This is a genomic window from Pandoraea sp. (assembly GCF_004297875.1).
GTDB lineage: Bacteria > Pseudomonadota > Gammaproteobacteria > Burkholderiales > Burkholderiaceae > Pandoraea.
The window spans coordinates 54,255-70,392 of sequence record NZ_SCSK01000047.1; the positions used below are offsets into that span (position 1 = coordinate 54,255).

Annotated in this window: 23 protein-coding genes; all 23 read left to right on the forward strand. The window is 61.8% G+C overall.

All coding sequences use genetic code 11. The features are described 5' to 3' along the window. Window positions 1-5: 5 nt before the first annotated feature. The 23 genes from mlaD (at window position 6) to tatC (ending at window position 16,136) form a co-directional block, all read left to right on the forward strand. Window positions 6-521 (forward strand): outer membrane lipid asymmetry maintenance protein MlaD, encoded by a 516-nt coding sequence (gene mlaD / locus EPN80_RS14015; RefSeq protein WP_293028323.1) that lies wholly within the window; start codon window positions 6-8, stop codon window positions 519-521. Between the two features lie 3 nt (window positions 522-524). Further along, window positions 525-1,448 (forward strand): VacJ family lipoprotein, encoded by a 924-nt coding sequence (locus EPN80_RS14020; RefSeq protein ID WP_293028326.1) that lies wholly within the window; start codon window positions 525-527, stop codon window positions 1,446-1,448. A gap of 99 nt (window positions 1,449-1,547) precedes the next feature. Then, on the forward strand, window positions 1,548-2,165 hold the full coding sequence (locus EPN80_RS14025) for a phospholipid-binding protein MlaC (RefSeq protein WP_293028329.1): 618 nt from the start codon (window positions 1,548-1,550) through the stop codon (window positions 2,163-2,165). Between the two features lie 3 nt (window positions 2,166-2,168). Further along, a complete protein-coding gene (locus EPN80_RS14030; RefSeq protein ID WP_293028332.1) occupies window positions 2,169-2,426 on the forward strand; it encodes an STAS domain-containing protein in 258 nt (85 codons plus the stop codon). Between the two features lie 118 nt (window positions 2,427-2,544). Further along, on the forward strand, window positions 2,545-3,489 hold the full coding sequence (locus EPN80_RS14035; RefSeq protein WP_293028335.1) for an ABC transporter ATP-binding protein: 945 nt from the start codon (window positions 2,545-2,547) through the stop codon (window positions 3,487-3,489). Beyond that, on the forward strand, window positions 3,486-4,241 hold the full coding sequence (locus EPN80_RS14040) for an ABC transporter permease (RefSeq protein WP_293028338.1): 756 nt from the start codon (window positions 3,486-3,488) through the stop codon (window positions 4,239-4,241). Before EPN80_RS14035 ends, EPN80_RS14040 begins: the two co-directional genes overlap by 4 nt. 21 nt (window positions 4,242-4,262) lie before the next feature. Continuing rightward, window positions 4,263-4,499: a BolA family protein gene (locus EPN80_RS14045; RefSeq protein WP_293028341.1), complete on the forward strand. Its 237-nt coding sequence runs from the start codon at window positions 4,263-4,265 to the stop codon at window positions 4,497-4,499. 151 nt (window positions 4,500-4,650) lie between these two features. Further along, entirely contained in the window at window positions 4,651-5,925 is a 1,275-nt protein-coding gene (murA, locus tag EPN80_RS14050; protein ID WP_293028344.1) for a UDP-N-acetylglucosamine 1-carboxyvinyltransferase, read from the forward strand. Next, complete coding sequence (gene hisG / locus EPN80_RS14055) at window positions 5,922-6,623, forward strand: ATP phosphoribosyltransferase (RefSeq protein WP_293028347.1); 702 nt, start codon at window positions 5,922-5,924, stop codon at window positions 6,621-6,623. Before murA ends, hisG begins: the two co-directional genes overlap by 4 nt. Before the next feature lie 6 nt (window positions 6,624-6,629). Then, window positions 6,630-7,949 carry a histidinol dehydrogenase gene (gene hisD, locus EPN80_RS14060; RefSeq protein ID WP_293028350.1) on the forward strand — a complete coding sequence of 440 codons (1,320 nt, stop codon included), beginning with the start codon at window positions 6,630-6,632 and terminating at the stop codon, window positions 7,947-7,949. 17 nt (window positions 7,950-7,966) lie between these two features. After that, entirely contained in the window at window positions 7,967-9,040 is a 1,074-nt protein-coding gene (gene hisC / locus EPN80_RS14065) for a histidinol-phosphate transaminase (protein ID WP_293028353.1), read from the forward strand. Between the two features lie 56 nt (window positions 9,041-9,096). Next, entirely contained in the window at window positions 9,097-9,684 is a 588-nt protein-coding gene (gene hisB, locus EPN80_RS14070) for an imidazoleglycerol-phosphate dehydratase HisB (RefSeq protein WP_293028356.1), read from the forward strand. A 51-nt stretch (window positions 9,685-9,735) separates the two neighbouring features. After that, window positions 9,736-10,356, forward strand: coding sequence for a MarC family protein (locus tag EPN80_RS14075; protein ID WP_293028550.1), 621 nt, complete (start codon window positions 9,736-9,738; stop codon window positions 10,354-10,356). After that, entirely contained in the window at window positions 10,353-10,997 is a 645-nt protein-coding gene (gene hisH / locus EPN80_RS14080) for an imidazole glycerol phosphate synthase subunit HisH (protein ID WP_293028358.1), read from the forward strand. Before EPN80_RS14075 ends, hisH begins: the two co-directional genes overlap by 4 nt. A 170-nt stretch (window positions 10,998-11,167) precedes the next feature. Continuing rightward, window positions 11,168-11,917 carry a 1-(5-phosphoribosyl)-5-[(5-phosphoribosylamino)methylideneamino]imidazole-4-carboxamide isomerase gene (gene hisA, locus EPN80_RS14085; RefSeq protein ID WP_293028360.1) on the forward strand — a complete coding sequence of 250 codons (750 nt, stop codon included), beginning with the start codon at window positions 11,168-11,170 and terminating at the stop codon, window positions 11,915-11,917. A gap of 25 nt (window positions 11,918-11,942) precedes the next feature. Continuing rightward, window positions 11,943-12,722 carry an imidazole glycerol phosphate synthase subunit HisF gene (gene hisF / locus EPN80_RS14090; protein ID WP_293028362.1) on the forward strand — a complete coding sequence of 260 codons (780 nt, stop codon included), beginning with the start codon at window positions 11,943-11,945 and terminating at the stop codon, window positions 12,720-12,722. Between the two features lie 65 nt (window positions 12,723-12,787). Further along, window positions 12,788-13,186 carry a phosphoribosyl-AMP cyclohydrolase gene (hisI, locus tag EPN80_RS14095; RefSeq protein ID WP_293028365.1) on the forward strand — a complete coding sequence of 133 codons (399 nt, stop codon included), beginning with the start codon at window positions 12,788-12,790 and terminating at the stop codon, window positions 13,184-13,186. A gap of 12 nt (window positions 13,187-13,198) precedes the next feature. After that, window positions 13,199-13,564, forward strand: coding sequence for a phosphoribosyl-ATP diphosphatase (locus EPN80_RS14100; protein ID WP_293028368.1), 366 nt, complete (start codon window positions 13,199-13,201; stop codon window positions 13,562-13,564). A 43-nt stretch (window positions 13,565-13,607) separates the two neighbouring features. Continuing rightward, window positions 13,608-13,970 (forward strand): hypothetical protein, encoded by a 363-nt coding sequence (locus EPN80_RS14105; RefSeq protein WP_293028371.1) that lies wholly within the window; start codon window positions 13,608-13,610, stop codon window positions 13,968-13,970. A 54-nt stretch (window positions 13,971-14,024) separates the two neighbouring features. Then, window positions 14,025-14,396, forward strand: coding sequence for a histidine triad nucleotide-binding protein (locus tag EPN80_RS14110; RefSeq protein ID WP_293028374.1), 372 nt, complete (start codon window positions 14,025-14,027; stop codon window positions 14,394-14,396). Window positions 14,397-14,518: 122 nt separating this feature from the next. Next, the gene (gene tatA / locus EPN80_RS14115) at window positions 14,519-14,770 is read left to right on the forward strand and encodes a Sec-independent protein translocase subunit TatA (protein ID WP_293028377.1); all 252 of its coding nucleotides are present in this window, start codon (window positions 14,519-14,521) and stop codon (window positions 14,768-14,770) included. A 10-nt stretch (window positions 14,771-14,780) separates the two neighbouring features. Beyond that, window positions 14,781-15,293 (forward strand): Sec-independent protein translocase protein TatB, encoded by a 513-nt coding sequence (tatB, locus tag EPN80_RS14120; protein WP_293028379.1) that lies wholly within the window; start codon window positions 14,781-14,783, stop codon window positions 15,291-15,293. Window positions 15,294-15,344: 51 nt separating this feature from the next. Next, window positions 15,345-16,136 (forward strand): twin-arginine translocase subunit TatC, encoded by a 792-nt coding sequence (gene tatC / locus EPN80_RS14125; RefSeq protein WP_293028382.1) that lies wholly within the window; start codon window positions 15,345-15,347, stop codon window positions 16,134-16,136. The last annotated feature ends 2 nt before the right edge of the window (window positions 16,137-16,138 follow it).

The following is a 16,138-nucleotide window of genomic DNA, read 5'->3' on the forward strand; positions in this document are numbered from 1 at the left end:
ATTGAATGACGATGAAAAAACATGCACTGGACTTTTGGGTCGGCTTGTTCGTGGTCGCGGGTTTCGCCGCGTTGCTGTTTCTTGCCCTCAAGGCAGGCAACATGAGTTCGTTCTCGTTCAATGCCACTTACCCGATCAAGATGCGCTTCGACAATATCGGCGGGCTCAAGCTGCGCGCGCCGGTCAAGAGCGCCGGCGTGGTGGTCGGACGGGTCGCTGCGATCAAATTCGACGACAAGCGCTTTCAGGCTGACGTCACGCTCGATATCGATTCGCAGTATCAGTTTCCGAAGGACTCCTCGGCCAAGATCCTGACCTCGGGCCTGCTCGGCGAGCAGTACATCGGCATCGAGCCGGGCGGCGACGATCAAATGCTCAAACCCGGCGATACAATTTCCATGACGCAGTCCGCGATCGTACTTGAGAATCTCATCAGCCAGTTCCTTTACAGCAAGGCGGCTGACGCCGGCGGCGGGCACTCGCCAAGTGCTCCCGGCACTCCTGCCCCGCAAGGGAAATAAGCCATGAAAAACAAAAAACACATAACGTTACTTTTGGCGACGTGCATGAGCGTCGCGGGGTGTTCGACGGTCCGGGCGCCGAGTCCGGCCGATCCGCTCGAAGGATTCAACCGCACCGTTTTCCAGTTCAATGACGATCTCGATCGTTATGCGATGAAGCCGGTCGCGCAAGGGTACAAATTCGTCTTGCCCACGCCGATACGTGCCTCGGTAACCAACTTCTTTTCAAATTTGGGCGATGTCGACAACCTGGCGAACAATCTGCTTCAGGCCAATGTCACGGCGGCCACGCAGGACTTGATGCGCATTGCCATCAACTCGGTGTTTGGCGTCGGCGGGCTGTTCGATTTCGCCACGCCGGCGGGATTGCCCAAACATAACCAGGACTTTGGTGTCACGCTGGGCAAGTGGGGACTGCCCTCAGGGCCCTACCTCGTGCTGCCGCTGTTTGGTCCGAGCACGGTACGCGATACGGTTGGCACGGTAGCCGACCTGCAAATCGATCCGTCCGGCTATTTCAAACCGATCTGGTTCCGCAACACGCTTTACGGTTTGCGCGTGGTCAACACGCGCGCCAATTATCTCGGTGCCACCAATCTGTTGGCTCAGGCGGCGCTGGACAAATACTCGTTCACGCGCGACGCCTATTTGCAGCGCCGGCAATATCTGATCAAGGGCAGCTCGGCGAGTGAACAGAACCTGCCCAACTATGACGATGAAAGCGGACCGACCTCGGCTGCGCCTGCTGCGCCGTCGAGCGCATCCGAACCGGCGAGCGAGGCCGCTCCAACGGGCGCGCCCGCGCCGGCAGGCGCCTCCGCGCCAGCGGCCGAACCCTCGGGCACTGGCAACGGCAACAACAATGACAACGCGATGCCGGTGCCGAACCGGCAGATGGTGCCCAATTCGTTGCGGCTCTTCCGTTAGCGAAACAGTTTGTTACAAGGGCGCCGTTGCCGGCGCCGAACTCCGTTTGCGGTATTTGTTCCAAGTCGGACAATCATGAGAATTCAAGGAAGGCATTACATGAAAAAATTCTTTCTCATCCCCGTCATATCGTTTTTCATTGCCGGCGCGGCACTCGCGCAGAGCAATCTGGGGCCCGAGGATCTGGTCAAGCAGACGGTCAACGAGGTCATGGCCGCAGTCAAGGCGGACAAGTCGATACAAGCCGGCGATATTCAGCATATCTCCGAGTTGGTTCAGGAAAAAATCCTCCCGCACGCCGACTTCCAGCGGACGACCCGCCTGGTGATGGGGCGCAACTGGAACAAGGCAACGCCGGAGCAGCAGCAACAAATCACCGAGCAATTCAAGCAACTGCTGATCCACACCTACTCGGGCGCGATCGCGCAGATTCGTAACCAGACTGTGACCTATCTGCCCTATCGAGGCCAGCCTGGCGACACCGATGCGGTGATTCGCACGCAAGTGATCAATAACGGCCAGCCGATCGAGATCGACTATCGTCTCGAGAAAACCCCGGCGGGTTGGAAGGTCTACGATATCAACGTGCTTGGCGCGTGGCTGATCCAGGCTTATCGGGATCAATTCACGCAGCAGATCAGCGAGCGCGGCGTCAGCGGCCTGCTGAGCTTCCTGACCGAGCGCAACCGTCAACTGGCATCCGGTACAGCAAAGTAACCTATGCTTGCGTTGCAACCCGAACTGACGCACGACACTGCTGCCGCGGTGCTGCGTGATGGCATGGCGTCGATCGACGCGGGGGAGACCCAGGTCGATTGCGCTGCGCTGATGCGCTTCGACTCCTCCGCGCTCGCGGTGTTGCTGGCGCTGCGGCGTCATGCGATCCGCCGTGGAGCGACACTGGCCTTCAGTAATCTGCCCGGCGAATTGGCGAGTCTGGCGCAGGTCTACGGCATCACCCATTTGTTGGCTAACTGAACATCGCGCCGGCCGGCCGCTCGGCGGTCGGGGGCGACTTCCCCTATAATCTGGGGTTTCTTCAAATTCCCGTTCCAATTTATCCGGATGCGCCGCCCGCGAGCGGCGCGGATCGTTTATGGCGGCTATCGAAATCCGTAACGTTAGAAAGCGCTATCGAGCCCTGCAGGCGCTCAAGGGCGTTACGTTCTCAATCGAGCAGGGCGAGTTCTTTGGCTTGCTCGGACCCAATGGCGCCGGCAAGACGACACTGATCAGCATTCTGGCCGGCCTCGCGCGCGCCGACTCGGGCAGCATTACGGTGCTCGGGCACGATGTGGTGCGCGACTACCGTCAGGCGCGTCGCGAGTTGGGCGTGGTACCCCAGGAATTGGTGTTCGATCCGTTCTTTACGGTGCGCGAGACGTTGCGCCTGCAGTCCGGCTATTTCGGGTTGCGCCACAACGACCCCTGGATCGACGAGGTCATGGCCAATCTGGATCTGACCGACAAGGCCGACGTCAACATGCGCGCGCTGTCCGGCGGCATGAAGCGCCGCGTGCTGGTGGCGCAGGCGCTGGTCCATCGACCGCCGGTGATCGTGCTCGACGAGCCCACCGCCGGCGTCGACGTCGAATTGCGGCAGACCCTGTGGAAGTTCATCGCTCGGCTCAACCGCGAGGGGCACACGATCGTGCTGACCACCCACTATCTGGAGGAGGCCGAGGCGCTGTGCGACCGGATCGCGATGCTCAAGCTCGGCGAAGTCGTCGCGCTCGAACCTACTGCTCAGTTGCTGCAGCGGTTCGGCGGACCCCGGCTGGTGCTGCGGTTCGCGCAGGGCACCCTGCCGGACAGCCTGCGACCGCTGCTGATCGAATCCCATAACCTGGACGGCCGGCACTTCGCGCTGCGCCTGGGGGGGTGTGACGAGGTCGAGTCGATCCTGGCGACGTGCCGCGCCAACGGCTGCGTGATCGAAGACATCGATATCCAGCGGGCCGATTTGGAAGACGTATTCGTGCAGATCATGGGCGACGCGCACGGCACCAGGCCGGCGTCGCTGGAAGAGGCGGCAATATGACAGGTTTTCGCACGCTGCTGTACAAGGAGTTGTTGCGCTTCTGGAAGGTCGGTTTTCAGACGGTCGCCGCGCCGATCATCACGGCGCTGCTTTACCTGCTGATCTTTGGCCACGTTCTCGAGGGCCGGGTAAAGGTCTACAGCCAGCTCAATTACACGGCGTTCCTGGTGCCGGGTCTGGTGATGATGAGCGTGCTGCAGAACGCGTTCGCCAACAGTTCGTCGTCGCTGATCCAATCGAAGATCACCGGCAACCTGGTGTTTGTGCTGCTGCCGCCGCTCACCCATTGGGAAATGTACGCCGCCTATGTGCTGGCATCGGTCGCGCGCGGCCTGACGGTGGGGCTGGGGGTGTTTCTTGTCACGGTGGCGTTCACGCACCTGCTGTTTGCCGATCCGCTATGGATCCTGATGTTTGCGTTTCTGGGCGCGGCGATTCTCGGTACGCTCGGATTGATTGCCGGCATCTGGGCGGAGAAGTTCGATCAGTTGGCCGCCTTCCAGAATTTCCTGATCATGCCGGCCACTTTCCTGGCGGGAGTGTTTTACTCGATTCACTCGCTTCCCCCGTTGTGGCAGGCTGTTTCTCATCTGAATCCTTTTTTCTACATGATCGATGGCTTTCGCTATGGCTTTTTCGGCGTCTCCGACGTCGATCCGTTCGTCAGCCTGACGGTCGTCGGCATCACCTTCCTGGTGCTGGCGGCGATTGCAGTGCGCCTGTTGAGCACAGGCTATAAGCTGCGCCATTGAACAAATTCGTAAGGAGCGGCCATGCTGCCCACCCCCGAACAGATCAAGCAATATATCGAGACAGGCCTGGCCTGTGAACACGTCGAAGTCGAAGGCGACGGCCAGCACTTCTATGCCACCATCGTCAGCAGCGCATTCGAGGGCAAGCGGCTGATTCAGCGCCATCAACTCGTGTACGGCGCGTTGGGTGAGCGCATGAAAGCGGAAATCCATGCGCTGTCGATGAAAACTTTGACGCCGACCGAATGGCGTGCCTGAAACCAAGCGGCAACCCCCGACATCACGGCAGGAACGAGAGCAAGGTGACAAACGCATCAAACGAGCGGCGTGACTCATGAGAATCACGCAAGACGATGGGCTATCGGGCGTTGCTCGGTCCAAAGCAAAGCAGACCACGGAAGAGCCAAGTATGGATAAACTGGTTATTGAGGGGGGGGGACGTCTGGCCGGGGAAATACCCGTATCCGGCGCGAAAAATGCGGCCTTGCCGATCCTCTGCGCCAGTTTGCTGAGCGCCGAGCCTATCGCACTGAGCAACGTACCCGAACTGCACGATATACGCACAATGCTCAAGCTGCTGCGGCAGATGGGCGTGACGGCGACTCGCGACGGCGACGCGGTGACGATCGGCGCGCAGCATATCACGCACCCCGAGGCGCCATACGATCTGGTCAAGACCATGCGCGCGTCGATTCTGGTGCTTGGCCCGCTGCTGGCGCGCTGCGGCGAGGCACGCGTCTCGCTGCCAGGCGGTTGCGCGATCGGTGCGCGGCCGGTGGACCAGCACATCAAGGGCCTGCAGGCAATGGGCGCGCAGATCAGCGTCGAGCACGGTTACCTGGTGGCCAAGGCCGCCCGCCTCAAGGGCGGAGCGCGCATCGTCACCGACATGATCACGGTCACCGGCACGGAAAACCTCATGATGGCCGCGGTACTGGCCGATGGCGAAACGGTCCTGGAAAATGCAGCCCGGGAGCCCGAAGTGGGTGATCTGGCAAATCTGCTGGTAAAGATGGGCGCCCGCATCGATGGCATCGGTACCGACCGTCTGGTGATTCACGGTGTCGAGCGACTGCATGGCGCCGAGCACCGCGTGATCCCCGATCGCATCGAAGCCGGCACGTTTCTCTGCGCGGCCGCAGCGACCATGGGCGACATCGTGCTGCGTGAAGTGATGCCGGGGCTGCTCGATGCCGTGCTGGAAAAACTGCGCGAGACGGGGGCCGCCGTCAGCGCGGGCGACGACTGGATCCGGGTCGCCATGCAGCGCCGGCCCAAGGCCGTGAGTTTCCGCACCTCTGAATACCCGGCGTTTCCGACCGATATGCAGGCGCAGTTCATGGCCCTCAACAGCGTGGCCGAAGGAACGTCGCAGGTAGTGGAAACGATTTTCGAGAATCGTTTCATGCACGTGCAGGAATTGACTCGACTGGGCGCGAACATCGTCGTCGAGGGCAATACCGCCGTGGTGACCGGTGTGCCGCGCCTGTCCGGCGCCACGGTCATGGCCACCGACTTGCGTGCCTCGGCCAGCCTGGTGCTGGCCGGGCTGGTGGCCGACGGCCAGACCACGATCGACCGCATTTATCATCTGGATCGCGGCTACGACCGCATGGAAGCCAAGCTGTGCGCGGCTGGCGCGTCAGTGCGTCGTGTCGGCGCCCGTCAGGGAGATCTTGCATGACTCGCACCACTGCCACCCCCTCCGTGAACACGCCGGAACCGGTTCGTCGCGGCTCGCCGCAACCGCTCACACTGGCGTTGTCAAAAGGGCGTATCTTTACAGAAACGATGCCCTTGCTGGCGGCGGCGGGCATCGAGGTCACCGAGGACCCGGAAACGTCGCGCAAATTGATCTTGCCAACCACCGATCCGAATTTGCGTGTCATTATCGTGCGCGCCTCCGACGTGCCGACCTACGTGCAGTATGGTGCGGCCGATTTCGGAGTGGCGGGCAAGGATGTGCTGCTCGAGCATGGCGGCAATGGGCTGTATCAGCCGATCGATCTGAACATTGCCCGATGCCGCATGTCGGTGGCCGTGCCGGCGGGCTTCGACTACGCCAACGCGGTGCGACAAGGCGCCCGCCTGCGAGTCGCGACCAAATACGTGCAGACGGCACGCGAGCATTTTGCCGCCAAAGGGGTTCATGTCGACCTGATCAAGCTTTACGGGTCGATGGAATTGGCGCCGCTGGTGGGTCTGGCCGACGCAATTGTCGATCTGGTCAGTACGGGCAGCACCCTGCGGGCGAATCATCTGGTTGAGGTGGAGGAAATCATGCCGATTTCCTCGCGCCTGGTCATCAATCAGGCTGCGCTGAAGCTCAAACGGGCATCATTGCAACCTATTTTGGCGGCTTTTGAACGGGCCGCCCGGTAACACAGCATGAAGATGAAGATACGCAAACTCGATGCGGCCGCGGCGGACTTCCCGCAGCAGCTGAGCCAGTTGCTCGCATTCGAAGCGAGTGAGGACGAAGCGATCGAACGCGCGGTTGCCGCGATCCTGGCCGACGTCAAAGCGCGCGGCGACGATGCGGTGCTTGAATACACCAATAATTTCGACAAGCTCGATGCGACCAGCATGGCGAGTCTCGAACTGCCGCCCGGCGAGCTCGAGGCCGCGCTCGATGGCCTCGAGCCCAAGCGTCGCGCCGCGCTCGAAGCGGCGGCCGCCCGTGTGCGCGCCTATCACGAAAAGCAGCGCATCGAATGCGGCAGCCACAGCTGGCAGTACACCGAGGCCGACGGCACCGTACTGGGGCAAAAAGTCACGCCGCTGGACCGCGTCGGCATTTATGTGCCTGGCGGCAAGGCGGCCTACCCGTCGTCAGTGCTGATGAACGCGATTCCGGCGCGCGTGGCCGGTGTCAAGGAAATCATCATGGTGGTGCCAACGCCGGGTGGCGTGCGCAACCAACTCGTATTGGCGGCCGCCCATATTGCCGGAGTCGACCGGGTCTTCACTGTCGGCGGCGCGCAGGCGGTCGGCGCCCTCGCGTATGGCACCGCGACCCTGCCGGCGGTCGACAAGATCGTCGGGCCGGGCAACGCCTATGTTGCCGCCGCCAAGCGGCGGGTGTTCGGCACCGTCGGCATCGACATGATTGCCGGTCCGTCCGAAATCCTGGTGCTGTGCGACGGTACCACCAACCCCGACTGGGTGGCGATGGATCTGTTTTCTCAGGCCGAGCACGATGAGTTGGCCCAATCGATCTTGCTGTGCCCGGACGCCGCGTATCTGGCCAAAGTCGAAGCGGCCATTCAACGATTGATCGACGAGATGCCCCGGCAAGCGGTCATCCGCGCTTCGCTGGAAGGGCGCGGCGCGCTCATCAAAGTGCGCGACATGGACGAGGCGTGCGATATCGCCAACCAGATTGCCCCCGAACACCTCGAGATTTCCGCATTGAATCCCCAGCCGTGGGCCGACAGGATCCGCCACGCCGGTGCGATTTTCCTGGGGCAGTTCGCCAGCGAGAGCCTGGGCGATTACTGTGCCGGACCGAATCACGTGTTGCCGACCTCGCGTACCGCGCGCTTCTCGTCGCCGCTGGGGGTATATGACTTTCTCAAGCGCTCCAGCCTGATCCAGGTCAGCGAGGAAGGCGCCCAGATGCTGGGCGAGATCGCCGCCGAATTGGCTTACGGCGAGGGATTGCAGGCGCATGCCCGCAGCGCCGAATATCGATTGCGCTCTTCCTGAACCCTCGAGAACAGGCTATGTCCGCTTCGCTCGTGCAGCAACTGATTCGTCCTGACGTGCTGTCGATGCACAGCTACCCGGTGCCTGATGCCGCCGGCTTGCTCAAGCTGGATGCGATGGAAAATCCCTACCGCCTGCCCGATGATTTGCGCGTTGCGCTGGGCCGGCACCTGAGCGAGGTGGCGCTGAACCGCTATCCGGCGCCGCGGCCGCAGGCGCTGCTCGACAAACTCAAGCACGTCATGCAGGTGCCCGCCGGCCATGAGCTCCTGCTGGGCAACGGTTCGGATGAAATCATCAGCATGATCGCGCTGGCCTGCGCGCGGCCCGGCGCCTGCGTGCTGGCGCCGGTGCCGGGTTTTGTGATGTACGAGATGTCGGCCCGCCTGAACGGCCTCGAATTCGTTGGCGTGCCGCTGCAGGAAGATTTCACGCTCGACCTGCCCGCCATGCTGACGGCGATCGAGCGCCACCGGCCGGCCGTTATCTATCTGGCCTACCCGAACAATCCGACCGGCAATCTGTTCGACGAGCAGGCGATGCAAGCGATCATCGTGGCCGCAGCCCATAGCCTGGTGGTCGTCGACGAGGCTTATCAGCCATTCGCGCAACGCACATGGATGGCGCGCCTGCCCGATTTCGCCAATTTGGTGGTGATGCGCACCGTGTCCAAGCTTGGCCTGGCGGGCATTCGACTTGGTTACCTGGCTGGCTCGCCGGCGTGGCTGGCGCAATTCGATAAAGTGCGGCCGCCCTACAACGTCAATGTGCTGACGCAGGCGACGACTGATTTCATGCTCGATCACGTCGACGTGCTCGACGCGCAGGCTGCCGCCCTGAGGGCCGAACGGCAGCGCCTGAGCGAGGCGCTCGGCGCGATACCGGGCGTGACGGTGTATCCCAGCGACGCCAACTTCCTGCTGATCCGCGTGCCGGACGCCGCAAAAATCTTCGATGGGATGCTGGCTCGCGGGGTTTTGATCAAAAACGTGGGTAAAATGCACACATTGCTGTCTCAATGCCTGCGTCTGACCGTCAGCTCGCCGGAAGAAAATGCCGTTATGTTGGCGGCACTCAAGGCCTCGCTGTGAGTGGGCGACCGGGATAGGCGGCAATTACCATTTCTCTGAACGGACCCAACAACATCATGCGCATCGCGGAAGTCGTTCGCAACACCAGCGAAACGCAAATACGCGTCCAGGTCAATCTCGACGGCACCGGTGAGCGCCGTCTGGCCACGGGCGTGCCGTTTCTCGATCACATGCTGGATCAGATCGCCCGCCATGGACTCATCGATCTGGATGTCGAGGCCAACGGAGATCTGCATATCGACGATCACCACACCGTGGAAGACGTCGGCATCACGCTGGGTCAGGCAGTAGCCAAGGCCGTTGGCGACAAGAAAGGCATCGTGCGCTACGGGCACAGTTACGTGCCGCTCGACGAAGCGTTGTCGCGCGTCGTCGTCGATTTCTCGGGGCGTCCGGGGCTCGAGTTCCATGTGCCGTTCACGCGCGCGCGGGTCGGCAGTTTCGATGTCGACCTGACCATCGAGTTTTTCCGCGGCTTCGTCAATCATGCCGGCGTGACGCTTCACGTCGACAATCTGCGTGGCATCAATGCCCACCATCAGTGCGAAACGGTGTTCAAGGCGTTTGGCCGCGCATTGCGCATGGCGCTTGAAATCGATCCGCGTGCCGCTGGAGCGATTCCGTCGACCAAGGGCAGTCTATGAAATCGCCGGCGTGGCCGTTCGGGTGCTGAGGTCATGACGAACACCCATACGCTGGATGTTCTCAAATCGTTCATTTCGCTGTTGGCGCTGATCAACCCGGTAGGCGCCATCCCGCTGTTCATCAGCCTGACGGAGCAGCAAACACCCGCCGAGAAGCACGCCACGCTCCGGACGACAGCGATTTCGGTGGCGCTGGTGGTGGCTTGCTCGGCGCTGTTCGGCGAGCGAATCATTCATTTTTTCGGGATCTCGGTGGCGTCGCTGGAAGTCGGCGGGGGCGTGATCATGTTGTTGATGGCTGTCAACATGCTGAATGCGCAGGTTGGCAACACGCGCTCCACCGCCGAGGAGCGCGACGAAGCGGGGGCGCGCCAGAACGTGGCGGTCGTGCCGTTGGCGATCCCGCTGTTGACGGGACCGGGAACGATCAGCACGGTAATCGTCTACGCCGGACGGTCCCAGCATTGGTATGACCTGTTGTTCCTGTTGGCAGTCGGGGCGTTGCTCGGGTTTGTCACTTGGCTGGCCTTGCGCATGGCCGAGCCGATTGAAGGCTGGATCGGCCGCACCGGCATCAATGTCGGCACCCGACTGATGGGTTTGATTCTGTCCGCATTGGCGGTGGAATTTATCGTGGATGGTTTGAAAATACTGTTGCCAGGTTTGAGATGACGAACAAGATTGCGATTGTCGACTATGGGATGGGCAATATCCGCTCGGTCTATCAGGCCCTGCGTGCCGCCGCGCCGCAAGCCGACGTCCACGTCAGCGCCGATGCCGGCCGGATCCTGGCGGCCGATCGCGTCGTTTTGCCCGGTCAGGGGGCAATGCCCGACTGCATGCGCAGCCTGCGCGAATCGGGTCTGCGCGATGCGGTGCTGGAAGTCGCACGGCGCGGCAGCCCGTTGCTGGGCGTGTGCGTTGGCGAACAGATGTTGTTCGACGCGAGCGAGGAAGGCGATACGCCGGGGCTCGGTTTGTTACCCGGCAAGGTGGTGCGCTTCAGGCTGGAAGGCCGCCTGCAGGACGACGGCTCCCGTTTCAAGGTGCCGCAGATGGGCTGGAATCGCGTCCATCAGCGCCGCTCGCATGCCCTGTGGCAGGGCATTGCGGACAATAGCTATTTCTATTTCGTGCACAGCTACTACGTGCAGCCGGCCAACGAGGCCGATATCGTCGGCGAAACCGAGTACGGCGTGCGCTTTACGTGCGCGGTGGCAAACGCTAATATTTTCGCGACGCAGTTTCACCCTGAAAAAAGCGCAGAGGCGGGCCTGACCTTATATCGCAATTTTGTTCACTGGAACCCCTGAAATCTTCCTGCGGCGGGGCTTGGCGCGGTCACCGCGATCCGAGCGCCGGTGCGGGATACCCATCGCGCCGCATGTTGTACTAATATGAACCCGACACGCCGTCGCCAAGCCTGGCTAGTATCGCAGCCGGCCTGATTCCTTTCTTTTACTTGTAAGCGTCACGATTATCTATGCTGCTCATCCCGGCCATCGACCTGAAAGACGGTCAATGTGTTCGCCTCAAGCAAGGCGATATGGATCAAGCCACCGTGTTTTCCGAAGACCCCGCCGCCATGGCGCGCCATTGGGTGGAACAAGGGGCTCGCCGGCTGCATCTTGTCGACCTGAACGGCGCCTTTGCCGGCAAGCCCCGCAATGAGGCGGCCATCCGCTCGATCATTGCGGAGGTTGGCGACGAAGTGCCGGTGCAGCTGGGCGGCGGTATTCGCGATCTGAACACGATCGAGCGTTATCTCGACGGCGGTCTGTCCTACGTCATCATCGGCACCGCGGCGGTCAAGAATCCGGGTTTCCTCAAGGACGCCTGTGCAGCCTTCGGCGGCCATATCATCGTCGGACTCGACGCCAAGGACGGCAAGGTCGCCACCGACGGATGGAGCAAGCTGACCGGCCACGAGGTCGTCGATCTGGCACGCAAGTTCGAGGACTACGGCGTCGAGGCGATCGTCTATACCGACATCGGCCGTGACGGCATGCTGCAGGGGATCAATATCGACGCAACGGTGCGCCTGGCGCAAGCCGTCACGGTGTCGGTGATTGCCAGTGGCGGTCTGTCCAGGCTCGACGATATCAACGCGCTTTGCGCGGTCGAAAGCGAAGGCGTCGACGGCGTGATTTGCGGCCGCGCGATCTATTCCGGCGAATTGAATTTCGCCAGCGCGCAAGACCGCGCAGACCAATTGAGCGAAGGAGCGGCGTAGCCGGCCGGCGGCCGCGCGCACATCTATGGCACTACCCAAACGCATTATCCCCTGTCTTGATGTGACGGCAGGACGAGTTGTCAAAGGGGTCAATTTCGTCGAACTGCGCGACGCCGGAGATCCCGTCGAAATCGCGCGCCGCTACGGTGACCAGGGCGCCGACGAACTGACCTTTCTCGACATCACGGCGACGTCTGACGGGCGTGACCTGATTTTGCCGATCATCGAGGCCGTTGCAGCGCAGGTATTCATTCCGCTGACCGTCGGCGGCGGCGTGCGCACGGTGCCGGATGTGCGGCGCCTGCTCAACGCCGGTGCCGACAAGGTCAGCATGAACTCCTCTGCCGTGGCCGATCCACAACTGGTGGGCGACGCCGCCGGCAAATACGGCTCTCAATGCATCGTCGTGGCGATCGACGCCAAGCGCAGCGCCAGCGCCGAGGCCGGCGAGGCGCCCCGCTGGGAGGTCTTCACGCACGGCGGGCGCAAGGGCACCGGGCTCGACGTGATCGAGTGGGCCAGGCGCGTCGAATCTCTCGGCGCCGGCGAAATCCTGCTCACCAGCATGGATCGAGATGGCACGAAGAATGGATTCGACCTTGCGCTCACACGCGCGGTGTCGGACGCCGTCGGCATTCCGGTGATTGCCTCCGGCGGGGTCGGCAGCCTGGCCGATCTGGCCGACGGCATCACGCAGGGGCACGCCGACGCGGTGCTGGCCGCCAGCATTTTCCATTATGGCGAGTTCACGGTGGGGCAGGCCAAGCGCTACATGGCAGACCACGGCATTGCCGTGAGGCTCTAGCTCGGGCATCCACTGGCGCTTGTGAATCGGCAGGTGCCAACGAACCGCAACAACAGGACACGATCATGTCTGCGAACTGGCTGGACAAAGTGAATTGGGACGAACGCGGGCTGGTGCCTGCGATCGCCCAGGAGGTCGGCAGCAACGATGTGCTGATGGTCGCGTGGATGAATCGCGAGGCACTGGCGCGCACGGTCGAGACGGGCGAAGCGGTTTACTGGTCGCGCTCGCGCAACCGGCTATGGCACAAGGGCGAGGAATCCGGCCACGTGCAGGCGGTCCACGAAATCCGTCTGGACTGCGATGAAGACGTGGTGCTGCTCAAGGTCGAGCAGCGCGGCGGCATCGCCTGCCACACGGGGCGGCACGCCTGTTTCTTTCAGAAGTTCGAGGGCAATGCGGCCGATGGCACCTGGACCGCGGTCGAGCCGGTACTAAAAGATCCGCACTGCATTTACAAGTAAATAGGTCCCAGCATGAGCGATACCCTGCGCCGCCTGGCGGCTGTCATCGAATCCCGCAAGGGTGGCGATCCCGAGAAGTCGTATGTGGCTCGCCTGTTTCATAAGGGCGACGATGGCATCCTCAAGAAGATCGGCGAGGAAGCCACCGAAGTCGTGATGGCGGCCAAGGACGCCCAGCATGCGGGCAACCAGGGCGATACGCGCGCCAGGCTGGTCGGCGAAACAGCCGATCTCTGGTTTCATTGCATGGTGATGCTGGCCCACCACGGCCTGTCGCCGGATGACGTACTGGCCGAACTGGGGCGTCGCGAAGGGCTCTCGGGCATCGAGGAAAAGGCCCTGCGCAAGGTGCGCGCGCGCGAGCAGGCGGGCGACTGAGTCGCCTGCGGCGCATCTCACCATTACTTGTCGGGAAGACCTGATGACCGATTATCCTGCGATGCACACGCCGCTCGACGCCGAAAAAGATGAGAAGCTTCGCAAGCTCACGCATATTCTGTACGCGTTGTACGCCATCTTCTGGCTGACCGGCGGGGTGACCGCCCTGGTGGCGATCATTATTAATTACGTCAAGCGAGACGACGTCGCCGGCACGCTTTACGAATCTCATTTCGACTGGCAAATTCGCACGTTCTGGTGGTCGGTTCTCTGGGGCGTGATCGGTGTGGCGCTGGCTCTGGTGCTGGTCGGCTTTGCCGTGCTGTGGGTGCTGGGCATCTGGACGCTTTACCGCATCGTCAAGGGTTGGCTCTATCTCCATGACGGCAAGCGCATGTACTCATGATGGCGACCCGGCCATGACAACGTCGCGCCGCGCGACTCAAAAAAACGAGGGCATATGAGTCACGAAAACTGTATCTTCTGCAAGATCGCCGCCGGCCAAATTCCCGGCAAGCGAGTGTTCGAGGACGACCAGCTGATCGTCATTCACGACATCAACCCTGCCGCGAAGCTGCACTTGCTGGTCATCCCCAGGCGGCACATCGAGACGCTGGCCGATTGCCGGCTCGAAAATCCGGCGGATCAGGCGTTGCTTGGTAGAATGCTTGCGTTGGCGCCCAATCTGGCGCGTGAGCAAGGCCATGGTTATGCCGATGGCGCAGGCGGTTTCCGTGTGGTAATTAATACGGGGCCGGATGGCGGCCAGGAGGTCTATCATTTACATATGCATGTGCTGGCCGGACCACGGCCATGGAAGCGCATGGGGTGACGGTGTGGCAACCGGTCAAATACCGGACACCACGGGTTTTTTGAAGGGGTTGACGCCCATCCGAGTGGAGCGGCGTCGTGTTCGCCGAGCGGCATCGCCGCGCGGCTGCAAGGAGAGAGGATATGGGTTCGTTGAGCATTTGGCATTGGCTGATCGTGCTGGTCATCGTGATGATGGTGTTCGGCACCAAGAAGTTGCGCAATATTGGCAGCGACTTGGGTGGCGCGGTCAAGGGTTTCAAGGAAGGCATGAAGGAGAGCGATAGCACTGCAGCGGCGTCATCCGCCGCCGAGAAGCCGGCTGTGAAAGAACTGCGCGATGGCGACGCGATCGACGTCGAAGTCAAGGATAGCAGCGGCCACAAGCAAGGTTGAGGCGCGCGGCATGTTCGATTTCGATCTTTCCAAGATGATGCTGATCGGTATCGTGGCGCTGGTCGTCATCGGTCCCGAGCGTTTGCCCAAGGTGGCGCGTACCGCGGGCGCGCTGTTCGGCCGGGCGCAACGCTATATCAACGACGTCAAGGCTGAGGTCAGCCGCGAAATCGAACTCGATGGCCTGCGTTCCATGCGCGCGGAATTCGAGGACGCAGCCCGTCAGACCGAAGCGGCCATCCGCAAGAATCTAAAGGAGCAGGAAACCGCGCTCAACGAAGCCTGGCAAGGCGCGGTAGCGGGGGATGACGCGACTGCCGGGACGACCGACGGCATGATCGAGTCGCGTATCGGCAGTTCGTTGCGAACAACGACCAAGCGCCGCAACTGGCGCGTACGCCAGAGTGCGACACCGGTGTGGTTCAAGAAGGCGAGTCTCAAACGGACCCAGGTGCAGTCGGCGGCGGCGCGCGTGGCGCGCCACACGCCGGCCCGCATGCGGCGGCCGGCCAGATTCTTCTAATAATGCGGCGCCAGTCCGGCGAACCGCGATAACCTTTCATTAAGGTCGGGCGTGAGCGACGACAACCAAGTTTCGGATGAGGGCAACGAAACCTTCATCTCGCATCTGATCGAATTGCGTGACCGGATCATTCGGGCAGGCGCTTCGGTTATCGTGATTTTCTTCGGGCTGGTGTACTGGGCGCCGGATATTTTCCGGCTGCTGTCGCGGCCGCTGACGCGCAATCTTCCGGCCGGCGGCAAGATGATCGTGACCGACGTGACCGGCTCGTTTTTCGTGCCGATGAAAGTCACGATGATGGTCGCCTTCGTCATCGCGCTGCCATTCGTGTTGTACCAGGCCTGGGCGTTCATTGCGCCGGGGTTGTACAAGCATGAAAAAAAATTGGTCATGCCGCTGGTGGTCAGCAGCTATGTGCTGTTCCTGCTGGGGATGGTCTTCGCGTACTTTCTGGTGTTTCCCACCATCTTTCATTTCATGGCGCATTACAACGCCCCGTTGGGTGCGCAGATGAACACCGACATCGATAACTACGTCAGCTTCGTGCTGACCATGTTCCTTGCGTTCGGCGTGACATTCGAGGTGCCGGTGGTGCTGGTGGTGCTGGTGCGCATGGGTTTCGTCAGCATCGCCAAGCTCAAGCAGATGCGCCCCTACGCGGTCGTCGGCGCGTTCATCATCGCTGCCGTCGTCACGCCGCCCGACATGCTCTCAATGATGATGCTCGCGGTGCCCTTGTGCCTGCTTTACGAATTCGGCATCATCGCGGCTCGCCTGTGGGCCAGGGGACGGCCGGATGAGGATACCGACGAGGCCGACGAGGCGGAGGAATCCGCGTCCTGAGT

What these genes read in the sequence shown, in the direction of transcription:
- mlaD (WP_293028323.1), top strand. Translation starts at nt 6, where the DNA reads ATGACGATGAAAAAACATGCACTGGACTTTTGGGTCGGCTTGTTCGTG.
- hisA (WP_293028360.1), top strand. Translation starts at nt 11,168, where the DNA reads ATGCTGCTCATCCCGGCCATCGACCTGAAAGACGGTCAATGTGTTCGC.
- hisB (WP_293028356.1), top strand. Translation starts at nt 9,097, where the DNA reads ATGCGCATCGCGGAAGTCGTTCGCAACACCAGCGAAACGCAAATACGC.
- EPN80_RS14040 (WP_293028338.1), top strand. Translation starts at nt 3,486, where the DNA reads ATGACAGGTTTTCGCACGCTGCTGTACAAGGAGTTGTTGCGCTTCTGG.
- EPN80_RS14100 (WP_293028368.1), top strand. Translation starts at nt 13,199, where the DNA reads ATGAGCGATACCCTGCGCCGCCTGGCGGCTGTCATCGAATCCCGCAAG.
- EPN80_RS14035 (WP_293028335.1), top strand. Translation starts at nt 2,545, where the DNA reads ATGGCGGCTATCGAAATCCGTAACGTTAGAAAGCGCTATCGAGCCCTG.
- EPN80_RS14110 (WP_293028374.1), top strand. Translation starts at nt 14,025, where the DNA reads ATGAGTCACGAAAACTGTATCTTCTGCAAGATCGCCGCCGGCCAAATT.
- hisH (WP_293028358.1), top strand. Translation starts at nt 10,353, where the DNA reads ATGACGAACAAGATTGCGATTGTCGACTATGGGATGGGCAATATCCGC.
- tatA (WP_293028377.1), top strand. Translation starts at nt 14,519, where the DNA reads ATGGGTTCGTTGAGCATTTGGCATTGGCTGATCGTGCTGGTCATCGTG.
- EPN80_RS14045 (WP_293028341.1), top strand. Translation starts at nt 4,263, where the DNA reads ATGCTGCCCACCCCCGAACAGATCAAGCAATATATCGAGACAGGCCTG.
- hisC (WP_293028353.1), top strand. Translation starts at nt 7,967, where the DNA reads ATGTCCGCTTCGCTCGTGCAGCAACTGATTCGTCCTGACGTGCTGTCG.
- EPN80_RS14025 (WP_293028329.1), top strand. Translation starts at nt 1,548, where the DNA reads ATGAAAAAATTCTTTCTCATCCCCGTCATATCGTTTTTCATTGCCGGC.
- EPN80_RS14030 (WP_293028332.1), top strand. Translation starts at nt 2,169, where the DNA reads ATGCTTGCGTTGCAACCCGAACTGACGCACGACACTGCTGCCGCGGTG.
- hisD (WP_293028350.1), top strand. Translation starts at nt 6,630, where the DNA reads ATGAAGATGAAGATACGCAAACTCGATGCGGCCGCGGCGGACTTCCCG.
- hisI (WP_293028365.1), top strand. Translation starts at nt 12,788, where the DNA reads ATGTCTGCGAACTGGCTGGACAAAGTGAATTGGGACGAACGCGGGCTG.
- tatB (WP_293028379.1), top strand. Translation starts at nt 14,781, where the DNA reads ATGTTCGATTTCGATCTTTCCAAGATGATGCTGATCGGTATCGTGGCG.
- hisF (WP_293028362.1), top strand. Translation starts at nt 11,943, where the DNA reads ATGGCACTACCCAAACGCATTATCCCCTGTCTTGATGTGACGGCAGGA.
- EPN80_RS14105 (WP_293028371.1), top strand. Translation starts at nt 13,608, where the DNA reads ATGACCGATTATCCTGCGATGCACACGCCGCTCGACGCCGAAAAAGAT.
- murA (WP_293028344.1), top strand. Translation starts at nt 4,651, where the DNA reads ATGGATAAACTGGTTATTGAGGGGGGGGGACGTCTGGCCGGGGAAATA.
- hisG (WP_293028347.1), top strand. Translation starts at nt 5,922, where the DNA reads ATGACTCGCACCACTGCCACCCCCTCCGTGAACACGCCGGAACCGGTT.
- EPN80_RS14020 (WP_293028326.1), top strand. Translation starts at nt 525, where the DNA reads ATGAAAAACAAAAAACACATAACGTTACTTTTGGCGACGTGCATGAGC.